Raw genomic sequence first — 18,752 nt, forward strand, 5'->3', positions numbered from 1 at the left:
CGGGGTGATGTTCGGCTTCGGGCGGAACCCCGGCCGCCCGGGAGTCGGGTGTCAGTGCCTTGCGGCATGATGGAGGCATGAACCAGGAACAGCGTCCTGCCGGCAGCAGTGTTTCCGGTGCGGCCGCCCCCATGGGCCAGTTCAGCCGGCCCACCAGGGACTGGTTCCTTGGCGCGTTTTCCGAGCCGACTCCTGCGCAGGCCGGGGCCTGGAACGCCATCTCCTCAGGATCGCATGCGCTGGTGGTGGCCCCCACCGGCTCCGGAAAGACCCTCGCGGCCTTCCTCTGGGCGCTGGACAGGCTGCTCGCCTCGGCGTCCCAGGCCCCTGATCCCGCCGCTGCCGAAGCGCCCGCAAAAGGCAAGCGGGCCCGGGCGCCAAAGCGCAAGACCCGTGTCCTCTACATTTCGCCCCTTAAGGCTTTGGGCGTTGACGTGGAACGGAACCTGCGGTCCCCGCTGATCGGCATCACCCAGACGGCAAAGCGGCTGGGACTTCCCGCCCCGCTGATCACGGTAGGGGTCCGGTCCGGGGACACTCCCGCTGCGGACCGCCGGACGCTGTTGACCAACCCGCCGGACATCCTCATCACCACCCCGGAGTCGTTGTTCCTCATGCTCACCTCCAAGGCCCGCGAAACCCTTGCCGAGGTGGACACCATCATCATTGACGAGGTCCACGCCGTGGCCGGGACCAAGCGCGGGGCCCACCTTGCCGTGTCCCTGGAGCGGCTGGACGCGCTGCTGCCCAAGCCTGCGCAGCGCATCGGGCTTTCCGCCACGGTGGAGCCGCGGGAGCTGGTGGCCCAGTTCCTGGCCGGTTCAGCCCCCGTGGAGATCGTCGCCCCGCCGGCCAGGAAGAACTGGGACCTCACCGTATCGGTGCCCGTGGAGGACATGTCGGACCTGCAGGGCGCGGCAGGGGCGTTCGACTCCGGCCCGGCTTCCGGCCTGCAGCCGCAGGCTTCCATCTGGCCGCATGTGGAGGAAAAGATCGTGGACCTGGTGCTGGCCAACCAGTCCACCATCGTCTTCGCCAACTCCCGGCGGCTTGCCGAACGCCTCACGGCGCGGCTCAACGAGATCTACGCCGAACGCCAGCTGATTGCCGTCGGCGGGGGCTGGGACGATCCCGGCCCGGAAGGGCAGGCCGGCGCGCCCGGCACGCCGGGGGGACCGCCGTCGGGCATTCCCGCTTCAACCGCCACCCCTGCGCACATGATGGCCCAGGCCGGCAGCTCCGCGGGCGCTGATCCGGTCCTGGCCCGCGCCCACCACGGTTCCGTGTCCAAGGACCAGCGCGCGCTCATCGAGGACGACCTCAAGTCCGGGCGGCTGCGCTGCGTTGTGGCTACGTCGTCCCTGGAACTGGGCATCGACATGGGTGCCGTGGACCTGGTGGTGCAGGTGGAGTCGCCGCCGTCCGTGGCCAGCGGCCTGCAGCGGGTGGGACGCGCCGGGCACCAGGTGGGCGAGATTTCCCAGGGCGTCCTTTTCCCCAAGCACCGGGCAGACCTGGTCCACACAGCCATCACCGTGGAGCGGATGCTGGGTGGCAAGATCGAGCGGCTCAGCATCCCGGCCAATCCGCTGGACATCCTGGCCCAGCAGACCGTTGCCGCAACCGCCCTGGGCAGCATCGACGTGGAGGAGTGGTTCAGCACCGTCCGGCGCTCGGCGCCTTTTGCTTCCCTCCCCCGGTCAGCGTTCGAGGCGACCCTCGACCTCCTGGCGGGGCGCTACCCGTCCGACGAATTCGCCGAGCTGCGGCCACGGATCATCTGGGACCGCAACGCCGGCACCATCGAGGGGCGGCCCGGAGCCCAGCGCCTGGCCGTTACGTCCGGCGGCACCATCCCGGACCGCGGCCTGTTCGGCGTCTACATCATCGGCACCGAACAGGAAGGCTCTGCCTCCCCCTCCGGGGACGGCAAACCGGCGCGCGCACCAAAGGGCGGCCGGCGCGTGGGCGAGCTGGACGAGGAAATGGTCTACGAGTCCCGGGTGGGCGACGTCTTTGCCCTGGGCGCCACCAGCTGGAAGATCGAGGACATCACCCACGACCGCGTCCTGGTCTCCCCCGCGTTCGGGCAGCCCGGAAAGCTGCCGTTCTGGAAGGGCGATTCGCTGGGCCGGCCCGTGGACCTGGGCCGCGCACTTGGCGCCTTCGTCCGCGAACTGTCCGCGTCCGACGCCGGCCCTGCCACCGAGCGCTGCAAGGCCAGCGGCCTGGACGACTTCGCCGCCAACAACCTCATCCAGTACCTCAACGAGCAAAAGCAGGCCACCGAGGTGGTCCCCAGCGACACCACCCTGGTGGTGGAGCGGTTCCACGACGAACTGGGCGACTGGCGGGTCATCCTGCACAGCCCGTTCGGCATGCCGGTGCACGCCCCGTGGGCGCTGGCTGTGGGGCAACGGCTGCACCAGCGCTACGGACTGGACGGCTCCGCCATGGCCGCCGACGACGGCATCGTGCTGCGGGTGCCCATGATGGAGGACGAGCCGCCCGGCGCCGAGCTGTTCCTCTTCGATCCCGAGGAACTCGAGCAGATCGTCACGGCAGAGGTGGGCGGCAGCGCCCTGTTTGCCTCGAGGTTCCGGGAGTGCGCTGCCCGTGCGCTGCTGCTGCCGCGCCAGACCCCGGGCAAGCGCCAGCCGCTCTGGCAGCAGCGCCAGCGGTCGGCCCAGCTGCTGGACGTGGCCAGGAAGTACCCCACGTTCCCCATCGTGCTGGAAACAGTCCGCGAATGCCTGCAGGACGTCTACGATCTGCCGGCGTTGAAGGACATCGCCGCGTCCGTGGAACGGCGTGAGCTGCGGATCCTGCAGACCACCACCCAACAGCCCTCGCCGTTCGCCAAGTCCCTCCTCTTCGGTTACGTGGCCCAGTTCCTCTATGAGGGCGATTCCCCGCTCGCCGAACGGCGGGCCGCCGCCCTGGCCCTGGACTCCACCCTCCTGAACGAGCTGCTGGGCCGGGTGGAACTGCGCGAACTCCTGGACGCCAAAGTCATCGAGGCCACCGAACGCGAGCTGCAGCGGCTGGCCCCTGACCGGCGTGCACGGGGCATGGAGGGCGTCGCGGACCTCCTGCGGTTGCTGGGCCCGCTGACGGCCGGGGAAACGGCGGCACGGCTCCAGGGTTCACAGCCGGCAGGGGACGCAGTCCAGGTCCTCGAGCCCGGTGACGCTCCGCCGGTCGACGCTGCCGCAACTGTGGAAGAGGCGGCAGCGCACCTGGCCGCGCTCCAGCGCGCCAACCGCGCCATCAAGGTCAACATCGGCGGGGTTGAACGCTTCGCCGCCGTGGAGGATGCAGCCCGACTCCGCGACGCCATTGGCGTTCCGCTGCCCATGGGCGTTCCGCTGGCCTTCATCGAGCCGGTGGCCGATCCCCTGGGCGACCTTGTCTCCCGGTATGCCCGGACCCATGGGCCCTTCACCGCTGCCGAAGCCGCTGCCCGGCTGGGCCTCGGTGTGGCTGTGGTGGGTACGGCCCTGAAACGCCTGGCAGCGGATGGACGCGTGGTGGAGGGGGAATTCCGGCCCCACGTCACCCCGCCCGAAACCGCGCCGCCGGAGGCCGGCGAACCTGCCGGACCACCGCCAGCCGATGAAGCCGCCAGCGCTCCCGTCCCCGACGTTGCGCACACTATCGCCAGCGAATGGTGCGACGCCGAGGTGTTGCGCAAGCTCCGCCGTCGTTCCCTGGCCGCGCTGCGTGCCGAAGTGGAGCCGGTGGACGCTGCCGCCTACGGACGCTTCCTGCCCGCGTGGCAGCATGTCAGGACTCCCGGCGGCGGCCGCGGCCAGCCCTCGCTGCGCGGCCTGGACGGCATCATCACCGCCATCGACCAGCTCTCAGGGGTGCCCGTCCCCGCGTCAGCCTGGGAGCCCCTGGTGCTGGCCACACGGGTATCCAATTACCAGCCCGCGATGCTGGATGAACTGATGGCTGCAGGTGAAGTCCTGTGGTCGGGGGCCGGGGCGCTCCCGGGAAACGATGGCTGGATCAGCCTTCACCTGGCGGACTCGGTGGAACTGACCCTCAACCCATCGCCCGAGTTTGAACCGGGGGACGCCGGCCAGCGGCTCCTGGACCACCTGCGGAACAACGGCGGCGGGTATTTCTTCCGCCAGCTGACCGAAGTGGCGGGCGGTATGGACGCCGTGCTGAGCGACCAGGAGGTGGTGGCTGCGCTGTGGGACCTCGCATGGGCCGGCAGGATCACCGGTGACACGTTCGCCCCGGTCCGGGCCTTGATCGCGGGAGGCCACACGGCCCACCGCCAGGTGGCAAGGGCACCACGTGCCAGGGCGCCGCGGCTCAGCCGGCTGGGCCGCTCCCACGGCACCGGCCTGATGGGCTCCCCCGGGCTGGCCGGCGGCCGGTATGGAACGCAGGGTGCCGCCACTCCGCCCACCGCCGCCGGGCGGTGGTCGGCGCTTCCCGAGCCTGAACTCGATCCCACCATCCATGCCCGCGCCACGGCGGAACTCCTGCTGGACCGCTATGGCGTGGTCACCCGGGGCTCGGTCATGGCCGAACAGATCGTGGGTGGCTTCGGCCTGATGTACAAGGTCCTGGCCCGGCTGGAGGAGGCGGGCCGCTGCCGCCGGGGGTACTTCATCGAACATCTTGGTGCCGCCCAGTTCGCTGTTCCGGCCACCGTGGACCGGCTCCGCTCCTACTCGGAAGACACGCAGCTGGCTAAGGCCGAACCGGTGGCCCTGGCCCTCGCCGCCACCGATCCCGCCAACCCCTACGGTGCGGCCCTCCCCTGGCCCGCGCTGCAGGACGACGCCGGAACCGGCCACCGTCCCGGCCGGAAGGCCGGCGCGCTGGTGGTCCTGGTGGACGGTGCGCTGGTTCTGTACGTCGAGCGTGGCGGGAAGACCCTGCTGGCCTTCAGCGATGACGAGGCCGTCCTGGCGGCGGCGGGTGCCGCGCTGGTGGGGGTGGTCACCCGCGGTGCGGTGGACAAGCTGATCATGGAGAAAGTGAACGGGCACGGCATCCTGGACACCCCGGTGGCCGCTGCCCTCAGCTCCGCCGGCGCCTACTCCACCCCGAAGGGATTGAGGATCCGTGCCTGAGGGCGATTCGGTTTGGCGGGCCGCCCGCCAGCTGCACCAGGCTTTAGCCGGACAGACGCTGCTCGCCTCGGACTTCCGCGTGCCCCGGTTCGCCACCCTCAACCTGGCCGGCTGGACCGTTGCCGAGGTGGTTCCCAGGGGCAAGCACCTGCTGATGCGGGTGGTCAGCCCGGAGGACAAACGGCTGACCATTCACTCGCACCTGAAGATGGAAGGCGCCTGGCAGGTGTATTCGCCTGGCGGAAGGTGGCGGAAGCCGGGATTCACCGCCCGGTGCGTGCTCCGCACGGCCGTGGCAGACGCCGTCGGCTTTTCCCTTGGCATTGTGGAAGTGGTGGCCACAGCCAATGAGGACTCCATCGTGGGATTCCTCGGCCCGGACCTCCTGGGCCCGGACTGGGACCCGGACGAGGCGGAACGGCGCATCCGTTCGCGCCCTGAGGTGCCGGTGGGGGTTGCCCTGCTGGACCAGCGGAACCTCGCAGGCATCGGGAACATTTACCGCTGCGAAACGTGCTTCCTGTCCGGGGTGCATCCCGCCACGCCGGTTTCCGGGGTCACGGACGTGCGGACCCTGATGACCGATGCCAAACAGCTTCTGGAAGTGAACCTCGGGCCCGGCCGCCGCGTCACCATCCTGAATGCCCGCGGCATGCCGGTGGGCAGGATGGCAGGCAGGCCCGGCTACTGGGTGTACGGCCGGGAACGCCAGCCCTGCCTGAAATGCGGCACGCCCATCCAGCGCGGACTCCTGGGCAAGCCAAACGGTGAGGAGGAGCGGGACATCTACTTCTGCCCGAAATGCCAGCCCGTACCCAGTTGATCTTTAGGCGCAGGTGGTCCTGTCAGGCGCAGCCCTCCGGAGCCATAGCGGTCCGTGCCTTGCCGTCGGTCTTCGGAACGGCGGCAGGAACCATGAAGCGCGGCAGCAGCACGTGGACCAGCGGACCAATGGCCAGGGCGTAGACCACCGTGCCCACGCCCACCGAGCCTCCCAGCAGCCAGCCGATGGCCAGCACGGACACCTCAATCAGCGTGCGCGACAGCCGGACTGACCACCCGGTCCGGCGCGCCAGTCCCGTCATCAGCCCGTCGCGGGCACCCGGCCCGAACCCGGCCCCGATGTAGCAGGCTGAGGCGACGCCGTTCACCAGGACGGCCCCTGCAAGAAGCCCGGCCTGGCCGGCCACGTGGGGTACGGCAGGAATCAGGGCCAGGCCGACGTCCGCAAATACGCCCACCAGGACCGCGTTGCAGAGAGTGCCGAAGCCGGGCATTTGCCGGAGCGGTATCCAGAGCAGCAGCACCAGGAAACTCACAGCGATGACCACCACACCGATGCTCAGACCCGTCCGGTTCGCCAGCCCCTGGTGGAACACGTCCCAGGGGTCCAGCCCCAGCCCGGCGCGGATGAACATGGCCAGGGAGATGCCGTACATGGCGAGGCCGGTGAAGAGCTGGAGGAGTCTGCGGGTCATCATGCAAACAACCATTCCATGCAACTGGCATTGGAATACATAGCCAGTTTGAGATACTGGCTACATGTCCACCACCTTGAGCGCCACCGCCCTGTCCCGCCTGCTTGGCACCTGGAACAACGGCACCGGCCCGGCCTACCGGGAACTGGCCGATGTGGTTCGGCTCCTGATCCTGGATGGCCGTGTGGCCCTGGACAGCGCGCTGCCCAGCGAACGGTCCCTTTCGGCAGCCCTCGGCATCAGCCGGACAACCGTTACCGCCGCCTACTCCAGCCTCCGGGAACAGGGCTTCCTCAGCAGCGGCCAGGGCAGCCGCGGCAAGACGCGCATCCCCGAACTCACGCCGTTCGGCCGGGCGCTTTACGGCCCGCAGCCGCGGCCGGCCGAACCGTTTACCGCACCTGGCCTCACCGCACCGGAAGGGTTGATCGACCTTGCCTATTCGGCCTTGCCTGCCAGCGGCGAGGTGGTGCACCGGGCCTTCGCCGCGGCATTGACGGAGCTTCCCGCCCTGCTGCCGGGATTCGGCTACGACGCCCTGGGATTAATGCCCCTGCGCCAGGCGATTGCGGACAGGTATTCGGCAGCCGGGGCGCCCACCCAGGCAGGCCAGATCATGGTGACGTCCGGCGCGCAGCATGCCCTGACCATCATCATCCGCACGTTGGCAGGCCGGCAGGACCGGGTCATGGTGGAACACCCCAGCTACCCGCACGCGCTGGATGCCATCCGGGCGGCCGGCTGCCGTGCCGTCCCGGTGGCTTTCACGAAGTCCGGCTGGGACCTGCCCGCCATGGAGTCGGCCATGGCCCAGCAAAAGCCAAAGCTCGCCTACCTGGTCCCCGACTTCCACAACCCCACGGGCATGATCATGCCGGACGCCCAGCGCCGGCGGCTGGTCCGCGCCGCCGCCGCTGCCGGAACCGTGCTGGTAGCGGACGAGACACTCCGTGAACTGAACCTGGACGGCGTCGCCACCACTCCACTGGCCGCCTTCGGCAGCACGGTGGTGTCCATCGGATCCCTCAGCAAGTCGCATTGGGGCGGCCTGCGCACCGGCTGGATCCGGGCCTCGGAAGCGATGATCCAGCGGTTTGCCGCGGCACGCACCACCCTGGACCTGGGCGGACCCGTCATGGAACAGCTCGCCGCCGCCCACCTGGTGCGGGCCCTGGACGAACCGCTGCCCGCGCTGCTGGAGACCCTCCGCGGCAACCGGGCAGCACTTCTCGGCCTCCTGGCCGAACATCTGCCCACCTGGCGCACCACGCGTGCAGCCGGCGGCCTGTCCATCTGGTGCCGGCTTCCCACGCCCATCAGCACGGCGTTGACAGTGCTCGCGCCGGACTTCGGGGTCAGGCTGGCGGCGGGACCCCGGTTCGGCATCGGCGGCGCGTTCGAACGCAACCTGCGGGTGCCGTTCGCCCTTCCACCGGACAAGCTCGAAACGGCGGTGCTGGCGCTGCGCGCCGCCCAGGACAAGCTGGACTCCGCTCCCCAGCTGCGGCGCTCGCTCACCCATGCCCCCGCCGTCGCCATCGCCTGACCCGGGCCCGGACCGACCGCCGTCGGAATCGCCGGAACGGTGCCAAATCGCCGGACCGGTGCCAAATCGCCGGAGAGGTACGGCGATCCCGCACCGTTCCGGCGATTTGGAGCGCCACACAGAACGTTAGGGGCAGTTACGCGTACACGCGCTCCAGGAAACCGCCCCAGGCCTTGGCCGTGGTCGCGGAATCGGCGGTGCCGCTGAAGTCGTGCACGGTCATGCCAACAGGGGCACCGAAAGCGTTGCGGCCGAAAAACCGGTAGAGGGCGTCCGGGGTGCGCACGCCCAGGAAGTGCTCATTGGAGAAGTCCACCTCGCCTGTCAGCCGGCCCACGCCGTCGAGCTCCACATCCACCGCAGCGCCCTGCCCGGCCGCGCCGGCACGCAGCGTTTCGCGAAGCCGGATGAAACCATCGGGGGCCTGGGATGCCGCCGGTGCCTGGACGTCCGTAAACACCACAGGCCTGCCGTCGAAGTACTGCAGGTACTGGCCCAGCGTGTGCAGGTAGAACTCGGTGTGGCGGCTGGCGCCGTCGTACTGCTGGTCCCAGTTGTCCGCGAAGATGCCGCTGTGGACGTAGTGGAGCCGGGCCCGGCCGCCGTCCAGCGGTTCCAGCACATGTTCCAGCTGGTTGAACCAGCCGTCGGGCCCGTCCATCCGGGAGACCAGGTGGTGCGGGTACTCCTCCACCGTCCTGACGTCCGGCCACTGGTCCGTGGGGAACATCCATGCGGGCGTTCCATAGGTCACCGCTTCCCACACCCGCTCGGGCGTGCCGGGGAGCTCCGTGTCGTAGACGATTTCGAAGTTGCGGTTGTCGGTCATTTGTCCTGCTCCTTGCCTGGATGGGATTCGTTGGTTGCCGTGGGGGCACCGGTTTCTTTAAGGACCGGGTGCAGCGCCACGACAAGCCGGTGCCGCCGCCCCCGTGGTGACGGGGCGTCGTCGTGATACTTGTCCACCAGCCGGGTGACCTCGGTGCCGAGCTCCTCGGCGAAGGCTGCACGGTCCGCCGCGGTGCGGAACGTGATCTCGCCATCAATGGCGAACGTAGCCAGCTTTTGCCGGGCAGCGGCGGCGCCGGCAATCAGCTTGCCCACCTCCTGGACCATCCGGCCCGCGAGCGCCAGCAGCCAAAAGGCGGAGAAGCGGTCTGCAAACCGTCGCGGGTCCGGGGACACCTCATTCAGCGCGATAGGTGAGATGAGGTAGGACGCCGCCGTGGCCTGCAGGACCCGCTCGGTCACGTTGCCCTTGCGGCGTTCCTCCACCAGTTCCACCAGCCCGTGCCGCTCCAGCGCCTTGAGGTGGTAGTTCACCTTCTGCCGGGGCAGGCCGACACGGACGGCCAGCTGCGTGGCGGAAGCCGGCTGGACCAGCTCGCGCAGGATCCGGGTGCGGATGGGGTCCAGGGATACCTCGGCCGTGGCCGGGTCCTCGATGACTGCGATGTCCTGCATGCCTCCACTATCGCAACCGACAACTTTTATTGTCAATAACTTTTTTATCGTCGGTGGCGGCTGGACCCGGCCCCGGAGGGCCACGGCCGCCCCGGTAGAATGGGCGGGTGATGCAATCCCCCCTTCCCGTGCGCGACGGCGTGAACGCCACCCGCCTGCGCCTTCCGGAAGAGGGTCCGTGGGACACGGCAATGGACTACATGATGCACCGCTGGGGACATATCGATCCGCAGGGCATCGAGGACAGGTTCGACGCCGGCGAGATCGTTGGCGAGGGCGGCGTCCCTTTGGACCGCGCCACTCCGCTGCAGGACCACACCTTCATCTGGTACTACCGCACGCTGCCGCCGGAGACGCGGCTGCCCGTGGAAATCAGCATCCTCCACCAGGACAACCACCTACTGGTGGTGGACAAGCCGCACTTCCTGCCCACCACCCCGGGCGGCACGTACATCCAGGAGTCGGCCCTGGTGCGCCTGCGCAACCAGTTGGACCTGCCGGACCTGATCCCCATGCACCGGCTGGACCGGATGACCGCCGGCGTCCTGCTCTTCTCCACCAACCCGCAGACCCGCGGCAGGTACCAGGTGCTTTTTGAGAAGCGGCAGGTGCAGAAGGAATACGAGTGCGTCTCGGCCGCCGAGCCCGCGCAGGGGTACCCCGCCGTCGACTTTCCCGTAGTGGTGCGCAACCGGATGACCAAGTCCCGCAGCTACCTGCTGGCGGAGGTCATCGACGGCGAGCCGAACGCGGAAACCAGGATTGAGCGGCTGGGAACGTTCGACGGCGGCCCGGCGGCGGTTGCCGCGGGCACCGGTGCCGGCGGCAGGCCGCGCCTGGCCAGGTACCGGCTGGAACCGCACACCGGAAAGACCCACCAGCTGCGGGTGCACATGGCCTCACTGGGGCTGGGGATCGTGAACGACGCCTTCTACCCGGACCTGCTGGACAAAGCCCCGGACGACTACGCCAGACCGCTGCAGCTGCTGGCACGCGGCATACGGTTCGTGGATCCGATCTCCGGCCGGCCGGTGGAGTACCGCAGCAGCCTGGAACTCAGCGAAGCGGCCCCAACACGTCCCTGAACACCGCCTCAGCGTCCGCGGTGTGCAGCACGAACTCCACCAGTTCCAGGCCGCTTGCCGGATGCGAGGCCCGGAAACCATCAACGGCCTCCAGCGCCGCCTGCGCCACCGCCGCAGCCGGCCACCCATAGGCTCCGGCCCCCACGGCCGGGAAGGCAAGCTCCCCGGCTTCCAACCTGTCGGCCAGCCGCAGGCTTTCGCTGAAGCAGGACACCAGGAGCGAACGGTTGGTCTGTCCGGCGCGGCCGGTTGGGTCCCACCGTATGGATCACCCAGCGGGCCGGCAGCCGGAACGCCGGCGTGGCCACGGCGGCCCCGGTCTGGAGGCCGTGCGGCAGCGCCGTGACACGCAGCTCCCGGCACGATGCCAGCAATTGCGGCCCGGCGGCCCGGTGCAGCGCACCGTCCACTCCCCCGCCGCCCAGCAGCGAAGGGTCGGCGGCGTTCACCACCACGTCCACCCGCCGCTGCGTAATGTCGCCCTGCAGAACCGAGATCCGCATGCCGCCAGTTTCCCAAGTGCGGTACCTTGTGGCAATGGACTTCGGCGGCATTGACAGCTGGGGGGCGGCCCTTTATTTCTGGGTCATCCCGGTGGTGATCGGCGACGCCATTTTTCCGCCCATCCCGTCGGAGATGGTGGTGATTACCGGAGGCGCGCTGTCCGCCGACGGCCGGGCCAACGTGTTCCTGGTGCTTGTCCTGGCCGCCCTGGCCTCCTGGATGGGAGACATGGTGGTGTTCCAGCTCTTCCGGCGGCGGCTGAGCCATGTGCTGGACCGCTGGAAATGGGGCCGCCGCGTCCACGCCGGCATCCATGCCGGACTGGCCAAGGCGGGCCGTTCATCCACCTACGGCACCATCATCGGGGCCCGGTTCATCCCCGGCGGCAGGCTGGCCACATCGGCCGCCTCCGGGATCGCGAACGTCTCCGTGCGGGGCTTCAGCCTCTGCGCTGGGCTGGGGGCGGTCCTGTGGGCATGCTGGCTGGTGGGGCTGGGCTACTTCACCGGTTCGGCCACCAAGCTGCCGTTCTGGGCCAGCTCACTCATCGGCGTGGCCGTTGGCCTGGTGATCGGCGCCGTCGTGGGGATCATCGTCACCCGGCGGCGCGGTGACCGGTCGCCGGTGGAGGACGAGCCAATCCCCGACGCAGGCTAGACGGGCAGCCACTTGCCGCGGCTGCGCCGCAGCACGCTGAGCGAGCCTGTCAGCGCAACGCGTTCGACGGCGTCGCGCATCATGGCTGCCGACTCCACCGCCTGCCGGTTCTCGCCGCTGTACTCGCTGGCTTCGACGAGGAAGCGCAGGTTCAGCTGCGGCACGCCGCCGGCGAGCTGGAGCTGGTGCGCCTCCACGTGGTGGCGGGTGCCCAGCGCCTCCACGGCCGCGTCCATGACAGCCTCCGGCGGATTGCCCGGCCGCAGCCCGGTGATCTTGAGGCGGGTCTGGAAGGAAGGCATGCCTCCAACCCTATCCAAACCCCGGCTCACATCCTGCTCCTGGACCCGAAACGCCCGCCCACCTTCCGGGCGGGAGGTGGGCGGGCGTTCCATGGAAAGCCGCCAAACGTGAGCGGGCGTGTGCCTAGCCGGTGTTGCGGAGGCCCGCCGCCACGCCGTTGACGGTGATCAGCATGGCCCGCTGGAGGCGTTCGTCGATTTCCGCTCCGCTGATCCCGGCTTCGGTACGGATGCGGCGCAGGAGTTCCACCTGCAGGTAGCTGATGGGGTCCAGGTACTGGTCGCGGATTTCCAGCGAGCGCTTCAGCGTGGGCTGCGCGTCCAGGAGCAGGTTCTCGCCGGTCAGCTTCCGGACCTCGGCAACGGTGAGCTCATACTCGTCCCGGATGCTCCGGAACAGGTGGTGCAGCTCCTCCGGGACCAGGGTGGCCACGTAGTAGCCGGCGATGTCCATGTCCGTTTTGGCGAGCGTCATTTCCACGTTGGACAGCACCGAGCGGAAGAAGTGCCAGTGGTCCATCATCTCCACCAGCTGGGCGGAATGTCCGGCCTCACGGGCCGCCTTCAGTCCGGAACCGACGCCGAACCAGCCGGGCACGATCTGGCGCGACTGGGTCCAGCCGAACACCCAGGGGATGGCGCGCAGGCCGCCGAGTCCGGCGCCGGAGTCGGGGCGCTTGGAGGGGCGGGAGCCGATGTTGAGGGAACCCAGCTGCTCCACGGGCGTGGAGGCCATGAAGTAGGCGGGCAGGTCCGGGTGGTCGATCAGCTTGCGGTAGCGGTCGAAGGCGGCATCCGAGATGGCCTCCATGACGTGCCCGTAACGCTCGCGCTGGTCCTCCGAGGTCCGCGGATCGCGGTGCAGGGCCGAACCCTGCAACACCGCGGCGAGGGACAGCTCCAGGTTTTCCCGGGCGAGTTCCGGCAGGGAGTACTTGTCGGAGATGACTTCGCCCTGCTCGGTGAACTTGATTTCGCCTTCCAGGACGCCGTTCGGCTGGGCAAGGATGGCGTCGTAGGTGGGCCCGCCGCCGCGGCCCACGGAGCCGCCGCGGCCGTGGAACAGGCGGACGCGCACCCCGTGCTTGGCGGCCACGTCGCGCAGTTTGCGCTGGGTCTTGTGGATCTCCCACTGGCTGGTCATCACGCCGGATTCCTTGTTGGAGTCCGAGTAGCCCAGCATCACTTCCTGGATGTCCCCGCGCAGCCGCACCAGTTCGCGGTAGGAGGGGTCGGACAGCAGCTGGTCCACGATCTCGGCCGAGGCGCGCAGCTCCTCGACGGTCTCCAGCAGCGGCGCGAAGCCGAGCTTGGCGTAGGGCTTGTCGCCAAAAAGGTTCACCAGGCCGGCTTCGCGGGCCAGCACGGCGGCGGCCAGGACGTCGTCGGCGCCGCGGGTCATGGAGATGATGTAGGTCTCGATGACGTCCGGGCCGTACATGCGCAGGGCCCGGCGGATCTCGCGGAAGACGTCATAGGTTCCGTCCGCGGCGCCGTCGAGCTTGATCGGGTGGCCGGACAGCGGGCGGCGGGAGGCCAGCTCGGAGCCCAGGACCTCGAAGCGTTCCTCGCGGCTCAGTTCGGCGTAGCGGAGCCCCGGGCCGCCGATCCGGTCCATTAGCTGCCCCACGGCGTCGTGGTGGTGGTCCGCGTGTTCGCGGATGTCCAGGGTGGCCAGGTGCAGGCCGAAGGAGGCGATAGCGCGGCGGACGCGGGCCAGGGACCCGTCCGCGGCCAGGGCGGCGGAATGGTTGCGCAGCGACAGTTCCAGCAGCTGCAGGTCCGCCATGAGTTCATCGGTTGCGTTGTAGTCGCGGCCGTGCTCGTGGTTGGAGTTAGCGGCCACCCGCTTGCCGGTGTTGATGAGCTTAGCCTTGATGCAGGTGAGCTTCAGCCGGTACGGCTCCTGGGCGTTCAGCTCCAGGACCCGCTTGTCCAGGCCGGGCAGCCTCTTCAGGTCCTCATCGATGGACTTCAGCAATGCCTCGTCCGCGCCCGCCAGTGCCGTGGAGTTGGACAGGATGGAAATCAGCTCATCGATCATGCCGATGCTGATCCGGATGGCGCTCTGGTTCTGGATCTGCAGGATTTCGCGGGTCACGGCGGCGGTGACATTCGGGTTGCCGTCGCGGTCGCCGCCGATCCAGGAGCCGAACCGGATGGGGGCGTCCTTGGACGCCAGGGTGACGCCGTGTTCGCCCAGGAGCTCGGAGAGCTCGGACAGCATCTCCGGCATGGCATCGGTGAGGATGCCGCCCAGGTAGTAGATGGCGTTCCGGGCCTCATCCACAGGGGTGGGCCGAACCTGGCGCAGCTCGTCGGTCTGCCACATCTGGTCAATGATCTCGGCCAGCTTCCGGTCCTGCCGGCGGCGTGCGGTGGACCCTTCGGCGGTGGGCTGGGCCAGGACGTCGGAGAGCTTGCGGATCTTGTCCAGGACGGAGCGGCGGGAGGCCTCGGTGGGGTGCGCCGTGAAAATGGGGCGCACGTCCAGCCCGTTGACCACTTCCTGCAGCACCCCGGGGCCGGCCTGGGTGGCGATCTCCGCCACGGTCTTGGCCAGCCAGCCGTCCTTCTCGGCCCGGGTCCGCAGGCCGCGAACGCGGTGGACCTGCTCGGCGGCGTTGGCCAGGTGGAAGTAGAACGCGAAGGCGCGCACCAGGTCGGTTGCCTGCTCGATGGGCAGGGATCCGAGCAGTTCACGGACCTGGGCAACGACGTCGTGCGCGCTCCAGGGGCCGGTGGCATGTGCACCGCCGCGGGCTGCTTCCTTGGATTCCTTGGTCAGGAGCCGGACCTGCTCCACCAGGTCCAGGAGTTCGGGTCCGTGCTGGCGGACCAGCGATTCCCCCAGGAGGGTGGAAACGCGGCGGACGTCCGCGCGCAGTTCGGAGGCGAGATCTGTTTCGGGCGCTGTTGCAGTGTGTGCCATTGAAGCAATCTTTCGAGGGTTATGGACTTGGCTCGTACACTGCGCTGGATACTGTGAGCCACGTTACTAGCTAAAGATGCTACCCCCGGTGCGGTGCAGCAGTGGAATCCGTCTCAAAAGATGTCGCGGTACCCCACATGGCGCTTCACGGCGTCCAGTTCCACGCGGAGCTGCTCCACCTCGCTGCGCCAGGCGGCATCGTCAGCCTTTCGACGGCGGGCCCTCCCCGTCTGAACGGCGGCGGTCGCCGGCCCCACCGGCACCGAAACGGCCAGGGCCCAGCCGGCGGCTGCGAAGAAGTCCAGGGCCACAGGCAGCGCAGCGCGGAAGTCGACGAAGTCGTTGACCCCGCCGGCCATGCCCGCCAGGGCCCCATCAAGCGGCTCCAGGAACCGGCCCACCACCGGGGTCCCGGAAAGCGGCGGCGGAACGAGCTTGGCTTGCGCGTCCCCGCCCCAGCGCCCGTCCGCCAGGTGGTTCAGGACGTAGATGCCGGCGCCAACATTGGCTGCCATGAAGACGACGACGGCGGCGAGCGCGGCGAGGTCGGCCCGCCTGCGTCGCCATGCCAGCACCATGGCGCCGGCAACCAGCGCCGCCAGCCACGTAAGCGCCGCCAGCCACTCCCGATTCACTCCGGCAAGGATGTCCACCCCTCCATTCAACCCCGGCGGACCACCGTGCAGCTGGAATCCGGGATGCCCAGCGGGTTGCCGGCGTCCGTCCGGCGGAATGAACCGTCCATGCCTGCGGTTGTAGCGGGGGCAACGCAACCGGAAGGAACCATGGCCACCACCCCAGCCACCCCCGCTAACGCCCCCGCCGCCATTCCCGCCGCCAAGGTCGAGCGCTGGCAGCGCTTCCGCACCAACCGGGACAAAGCCCTGGCAGCGCCGCACGGCTGGCTCACCCTCACCTCGTTCCAGTGGCTCGAAGACGCCCCCGCCGCCGTCGACCTGGCCCCGGGCCTGTGGTCCACGGACCCCGGAGGCACCGCGGCGTTCCTCACCGCTGCTCCGCCGGACGGGCTCACGCTGGTGGAGACGGGGGAAAAGGTGGACGGCACGGTGTCCGCCGTCCTGGCGGACGAGGAGTCGCTGATGTGGGTGCAGTTCGGCGGCCCCAATGGGGACCAGGTGGTGGTGGAACTGGCCATGCGCGGCGGGCGGTACGCCATCCGCACCCGGGACTCTGCATCTCCGGCCTTCACCGGGTTTGACGGCGTCCCCACCTACCCGTACAACCCGGACTGGGAGGTGGCGGGCCGGTTTGAGCCCTACCCGGCCCCGGTGGACGTGCCGATCAGCACCGCGAACCCCCTGGTGGACGGCGTGCACCGCAGCGTGGGGGAAGTGGTGTTCAGGCTGCCCGGCAGCAACCATGAGTTCCGGCTCCAGGCGGAGGAAGAGAAGCTCGGCGCCCTGACCGTCACGTTCCATGACGAGACCAACGGCGACACCACTGACGAATGGCGGAAACTCTCCATGCCCAGGCCCCGGCACGATGCCTCGGGCAGGGCGACCGTGGTGCTGGACTTCAACCGGGCCATCAACTACCCCAGCGCCTTCACGCCCTACGGCACCTGCCCCATGCCGGTGAGGAACAACAGCCTGGACATCCGGGTGGAGGCAGGCGAGAAGCAGCCGTACCCTGCCTAGGAGATGGCGGAGATCCCGGTGATGGCCCGGCCCACGATCAGGGTGTTCACCTCGAACGATCCCTCGTAGGTGTAGATGGCCTCGGCGTCGGCGAAGATCTTGGCCATCCGGTAATCGGTGACGATGCCGTTTCCGCCCAGGATGGAACGGCCCAGCGCCACGGTTTCCCGCATCCTGGCACTCAGGTAGGACTTGGCCAGCGCCACCTGCGGCATGTCGGCAGCACCCTGGTCCTGCAGCCTGGCGATTCCGGCCATCATGGCCATGCTGGCCACGGCGTTGCCCAGCATGGTCACCAGCTGCTGCTGGATCAGCTGGAAGTGTGCCAGCGGGCGGCCGAACTGCTCGCGTTCCACGGCGTACTGCCGGGCGACGTCGAACGCCGCCAGCTGCTGGCCCACCGTCTGCCAGGCCACCATGATCCGTGAGCTGCGCAGCAGTTCCTTGGTGTCCTCGAAGCTGCTGATCCCGCTGAAGCGGTCCGCCTCCGGTACCCGGACCTCCCGGAACACGATGTCCGCGTTCTGGACAGTGCGCAGCGCGATCTTGTTCTCGATCCTGCTCCGGCTTACCCCCGGCAGGGTGGCGTCCACGACGAAGCCCCGCACGGAACCGTCCCCCTCGTCCCGTGCCCACACCAGCATGTAGTCGCAGAATGTCCCGTTGCCGATCCACCGCTTGGCGCCGTTGAGCACCCAGGTGTCGCCGCCGTCGTCCGGCTCCCCGGTGCTGGACGATATCCGCCGTGCCCGCGTCTCCATGCCGCCCGCCACGTCGGACCCGTGCAGGGGTTCGGTGAGGGCGAAGGCGCCCGTGGTGCGCAGCTCCGAGGCGTCAGCCAGCAGCCGCTGCTTCTGGTCCTCGCTGCCGAAGGTGTGCAGGGACTCAACGAAGAGATCGTGGTGGACCAGGAAGAAGGTGGCGATGGAGGTGTCCACCCGGGTCATCTCCGCAATGACCAGCCCGGCGAACAGGTGGCTGTAGCCGCGGTGGGCGGGCGTGCTCAGTTCCAGCGCAGCCAGCTTGGGCAGGATGTGGGCCGGGAACTCGGCCTTGTTCCACCAGTCCCCGGCGTACGGCGCCACCTCGGCGGCCAGAAAGTCCCGCAGCTCGGCCAGCTTGTTCCTCTCGGCCTGGCCCAGCAGGGATTCGACGGCGAAGAAGTCCGCCGCGGGCAGCTGGGACACGTCAGGCGCGCTCATTTCGGCCCCATCCGGATGGCACCGTCAAGGCGGATGGTTTCGCCGTTCAGCATGGCGTTGTCCACGATGTGCGCCACCAGGCTGGCGTACTCCGCCGGCTTGCCCAGCCGGGACGGGTGCGGAACCTGGGCGCCCAGCGAGTCCTGGGCCTCCCGGGGCAAGCCGGCCATCATGGGGGTCTCGAAGATTCCCGGCGCAATGGTGACCACGCGGACCAGCGAGCGCGCCAGCTCCCGCGCGATGGGCAGCGTCATGGCGGCCACCGCCCCCTTGGACGCGGAATATGCAGGCTGGCCGATCTGCCCTTCAAAGGCCGCCACGGAGGCGGTGTTGATGATGACGCCGCGCTCCGGGCCGCCCAGCGCGGTGACGGCAGGCTCGGTGGCCACCATCGCCTCGGCCGCCAGCCGCAGGACGTTGAAGGTGCCGATCAGGTTCACCTGGATGACACGGCTGAACGTTTCCAGCGGCAGCACGCCGTCGCGTCCCAGGACCTTTCCGGGGGTGGCGATCCCGGCGCAGTTCACCACGATCCGGAGCGGGCCCATCCCTGCGGCGGTCCCGACGGCGGCCCGCACGTCCGCCTCGCTGGTCACGTCAGCGGGGGCGAAGACGGCGGACTGGCCGGCTTCGGCCCGGCCGTTGAGTTCGTCCGCGGCTGCCTGCCCGTTGGAGGACGGGAGGTCGACGAGCACTACGGAGGCCCCGCCGTCGAACAACCTCCGCGCCGTGGCAGCTCCCAGCCCGGAGGCACCGCCTGTCACCAGTGCGACGCAGCCCTTGATGTCCATACATCCTCCTTGATGCGTGTCCCCATGCCGCGGC

The 18,752-nt window shown here is 69.2% G+C and carries 14 protein-coding genes and 1 pseudogene; 6 read left to right on the forward strand and 9 right to left on the reverse strand.

Annotated elements, in window-relative coordinates; translation table 11 throughout:
• The first annotated feature begins 77 nt into the window (after positions 1 to 77).
• The gene (locus ACV095_RS17485; protein ID WP_478222371.1) at positions 78 to 5,099 is read left to right on the forward strand and encodes an ATP-dependent helicase; all 5,022 of its coding nucleotides are present in this window, start codon (positions 78 to 80) and stop codon (positions 5,097 to 5,099) included.
• Positions 5,092 to 5,922 (forward strand): Fpg/Nei family DNA glycosylase, encoded by an 831-nt coding sequence (locus ACV095_RS17490; RefSeq protein ID WP_223993778.1) that lies wholly within the window; start codon positions 5,092 to 5,094, stop codon positions 5,920 to 5,922. The genes ACV095_RS17485 and ACV095_RS17490 overlap by 8 nt, the downstream gene beginning before the upstream one ends.
• Positions 5,923 to 5,944: 22 nt before the next feature.
• On the opposite strand, the gene yczE is transcribed toward ACV095_RS17490, so the two are convergent.
• Complete coding sequence (yczE, locus tag ACV095_RS17495) at positions 5,945 to 6,580, reverse strand: membrane protein YczE (RefSeq protein ID WP_018770845.1); 636 nt, start codon at positions 6,578 to 6,580, stop codon at positions 5,945 to 5,947.
• Positions 6,581 to 6,641: 61 nt separating this feature from the next.
• On the opposite strand from yczE, the gene yczR reads away from it, so the two are divergent.
• Entirely contained in the window at positions 6,642 to 8,123 is a 1,482-nt protein-coding gene (yczR, locus tag ACV095_RS17500; RefSeq protein WP_478222372.1) for a MocR-like transcription factor YczR, read from the forward strand.
• 136 nt (positions 8,124 to 8,259) lie between these two features.
• Here the strand turns inward: yczR and ACV095_RS17505 are convergent, their stop codons facing one another.
• Together ACV095_RS17505 and ACV095_RS17510 are read right to left on the reverse strand one after the other, a co-directional pair.
• Positions 8,260 to 8,952: an SRPBCC family protein gene (locus ACV095_RS17505; RefSeq protein WP_478222373.1), complete on the reverse strand. Its 693-nt coding sequence runs from the start codon at positions 8,950 to 8,952 to the stop codon at positions 8,260 to 8,262.
• Positions 8,949 to 9,587: a helix-turn-helix domain-containing protein gene (locus tag ACV095_RS17510; protein WP_478222374.1), complete on the reverse strand. Its 639-nt coding sequence runs from the start codon at positions 9,585 to 9,587 to the stop codon at positions 8,949 to 8,951. Before ACV095_RS17510 ends, ACV095_RS17505 begins: the two co-directional genes overlap by 4 nt.
• Positions 9,588 to 9,697: 110 nt before the next feature.
• Here ACV095_RS17510 and ACV095_RS17515 point away from each other — a divergent pair, with 110 nt between their 5' ends.
• Positions 9,698 to 10,672 carry an RluA family pseudouridine synthase gene (locus ACV095_RS17515; RefSeq protein ID WP_478223472.1) on the forward strand — a complete coding sequence of 325 codons (975 nt, stop codon included), beginning with the start codon at positions 9,698 to 9,700 and terminating at the stop codon, positions 10,670 to 10,672.
• Here ACV095_RS17515 and ACV095_RS17520 read toward each other — a convergent pair.
• Positions 10,644 to 11,175: pseudogene (locus ACV095_RS17520) on the reverse strand (O-acetyl-ADP-ribose deacetylase). The gene ACV095_RS17515 and the pseudogene ACV095_RS17520 overlap by 29 nt on opposite strands.
• 34 nt (positions 11,176 to 11,209) lie before the next feature.
• Between ACV095_RS17520 and ACV095_RS17525 the strand changes: the two are divergent.
• Positions 11,210 to 11,833, forward strand: a complete 624-nt coding sequence (locus tag ACV095_RS17525; RefSeq protein WP_043425249.1) for a DedA family protein — start codon at positions 11,210 to 11,212, stop codon at positions 11,831 to 11,833.
• Here the strand turns inward: ACV095_RS17525 and ACV095_RS17530 are convergent.
• From ACV095_RS17530 to ACV095_RS17540, 3 genes are all read right to left on the reverse strand, one after another.
• Complete coding sequence (locus ACV095_RS17530) at positions 11,830 to 12,135, reverse strand: hypothetical protein (protein WP_018770838.1); 306 nt, start codon at positions 12,133 to 12,135, stop codon at positions 11,830 to 11,832. The genes ACV095_RS17525 and ACV095_RS17530 overlap by 4 nt on opposite strands.
• Before the next feature lie 124 nt (positions 12,136 to 12,259).
• The gene (ppc, locus tag ACV095_RS17535; RefSeq protein WP_134165142.1) at positions 12,260 to 15,067 is read right to left on the reverse strand and encodes a phosphoenolpyruvate carboxylase; all 2,808 of its coding nucleotides are present in this window, start codon (positions 15,065 to 15,067) and stop codon (positions 12,260 to 12,262) included.
• 113 nt (positions 15,068 to 15,180) lie between these two features.
• Entirely contained in the window at positions 15,181 to 15,720 is a 540-nt protein-coding gene (locus tag ACV095_RS17540) for a hypothetical protein (RefSeq protein WP_478222375.1), read from the reverse strand.
• Positions 15,721 to 15,852: 132 nt separating this feature from the next.
• On the opposite strand from ACV095_RS17540, the gene ACV095_RS17545 reads away from it, so the two are divergent.
• Positions 15,853 to 16,725, forward strand: coding sequence for a DUF1684 domain-containing protein (locus tag ACV095_RS17545; RefSeq protein ID WP_018770834.1), 873 nt, complete (start codon positions 15,853 to 15,855; stop codon positions 16,723 to 16,725).
• On the opposite strand, the gene ACV095_RS17550 is transcribed toward ACV095_RS17545, so the two are convergent.
• Complete coding sequence (locus tag ACV095_RS17550) at positions 16,722 to 17,927, reverse strand: acyl-CoA dehydrogenase family protein (RefSeq protein ID WP_478222376.1); 1,206 nt, start codon at positions 17,925 to 17,927, stop codon at positions 16,722 to 16,724. The two genes, ACV095_RS17545 and ACV095_RS17550, sit on opposite strands and share 4 nt — an antisense overlap.
• Positions 17,924 to 18,718 (reverse strand): SDR family NAD(P)-dependent oxidoreductase, encoded by a 795-nt coding sequence (locus tag ACV095_RS17555; RefSeq protein ID WP_056392160.1) that lies wholly within the window; start codon positions 18,716 to 18,718, stop codon positions 17,924 to 17,926. Before ACV095_RS17555 ends, ACV095_RS17550 begins: the two co-directional genes overlap by 4 nt.
• Positions 18,719 to 18,752: the final 34 nt, after the last annotated feature.

The organism is Arthrobacter sp. JDC6 (genome assembly GCF_056484025.1).

Coding starts and splice junctions, on each gene's coding strand:
- ACV095_RS17530 (WP_018770838.1), bottom strand. CDS start 12,135: ATGCCTTCCTTCCAGACCCGCCTCAAGATCACCGGGCTGCGGCCGGGC.
- yczR (WP_478222372.1), top strand. CDS start 6,642: ATGTCCACCACCTTGAGCGCCACCGCCCTGTCCCGCCTGCTTGGCACC.
- yczE (WP_018770845.1), bottom strand. CDS start 6,580: ATGATGACCCGCAGACTCCTCCAGCTCTTCACCGGCCTCGCCATGTAC.
- ACV095_RS17545 (WP_018770834.1), top strand. CDS start 15,853: ATGGCCACCACCCCAGCCACCCCCGCTAACGCCCCCGCCGCCATTCCC.
- ppc (WP_134165142.1), bottom strand. CDS start 15,067: ATGGCACACACTGCAACAGCGCCCGAAACAGATCTCGCCTCCGAACTG.
- ACV095_RS17555 (WP_056392160.1), bottom strand. CDS start 18,718: ATGGACATCAAGGGCTGCGTCGCACTGGTGACAGGCGGTGCCTCCGGG.
- ACV095_RS17505 (WP_478222373.1), bottom strand. CDS start 8,952: ATGACCGACAACCGCAACTTCGAAATCGTCTACGACACGGAGCTCCCC.
- ACV095_RS17485 (WP_478222371.1), top strand. CDS start 78: ATGAACCAGGAACAGCGTCCTGCCGGCAGCAGTGTTTCCGGTGCGGCC.
- ACV095_RS17550 (WP_478222376.1), bottom strand. CDS start 17,927: ATGAGCGCGCCTGACGTGTCCCAGCTGCCCGCGGCGGACTTCTTCGCC.
- ACV095_RS17515 (WP_478223472.1), top strand. CDS start 9,698: ATGCAATCCCCCCTTCCCGTGCGCGACGGCGTGAACGCCACCCGCCTG.
- ACV095_RS17510 (WP_478222374.1), bottom strand. CDS start 9,587: ATGCAGGACATCGCAGTCATCGAGGACCCGGCCACGGCCGAGGTATCC.
- ACV095_RS17525 (WP_043425249.1), top strand. CDS start 11,210: ATGGACTTCGGCGGCATTGACAGCTGGGGGGCGGCCCTTTATTTCTGG.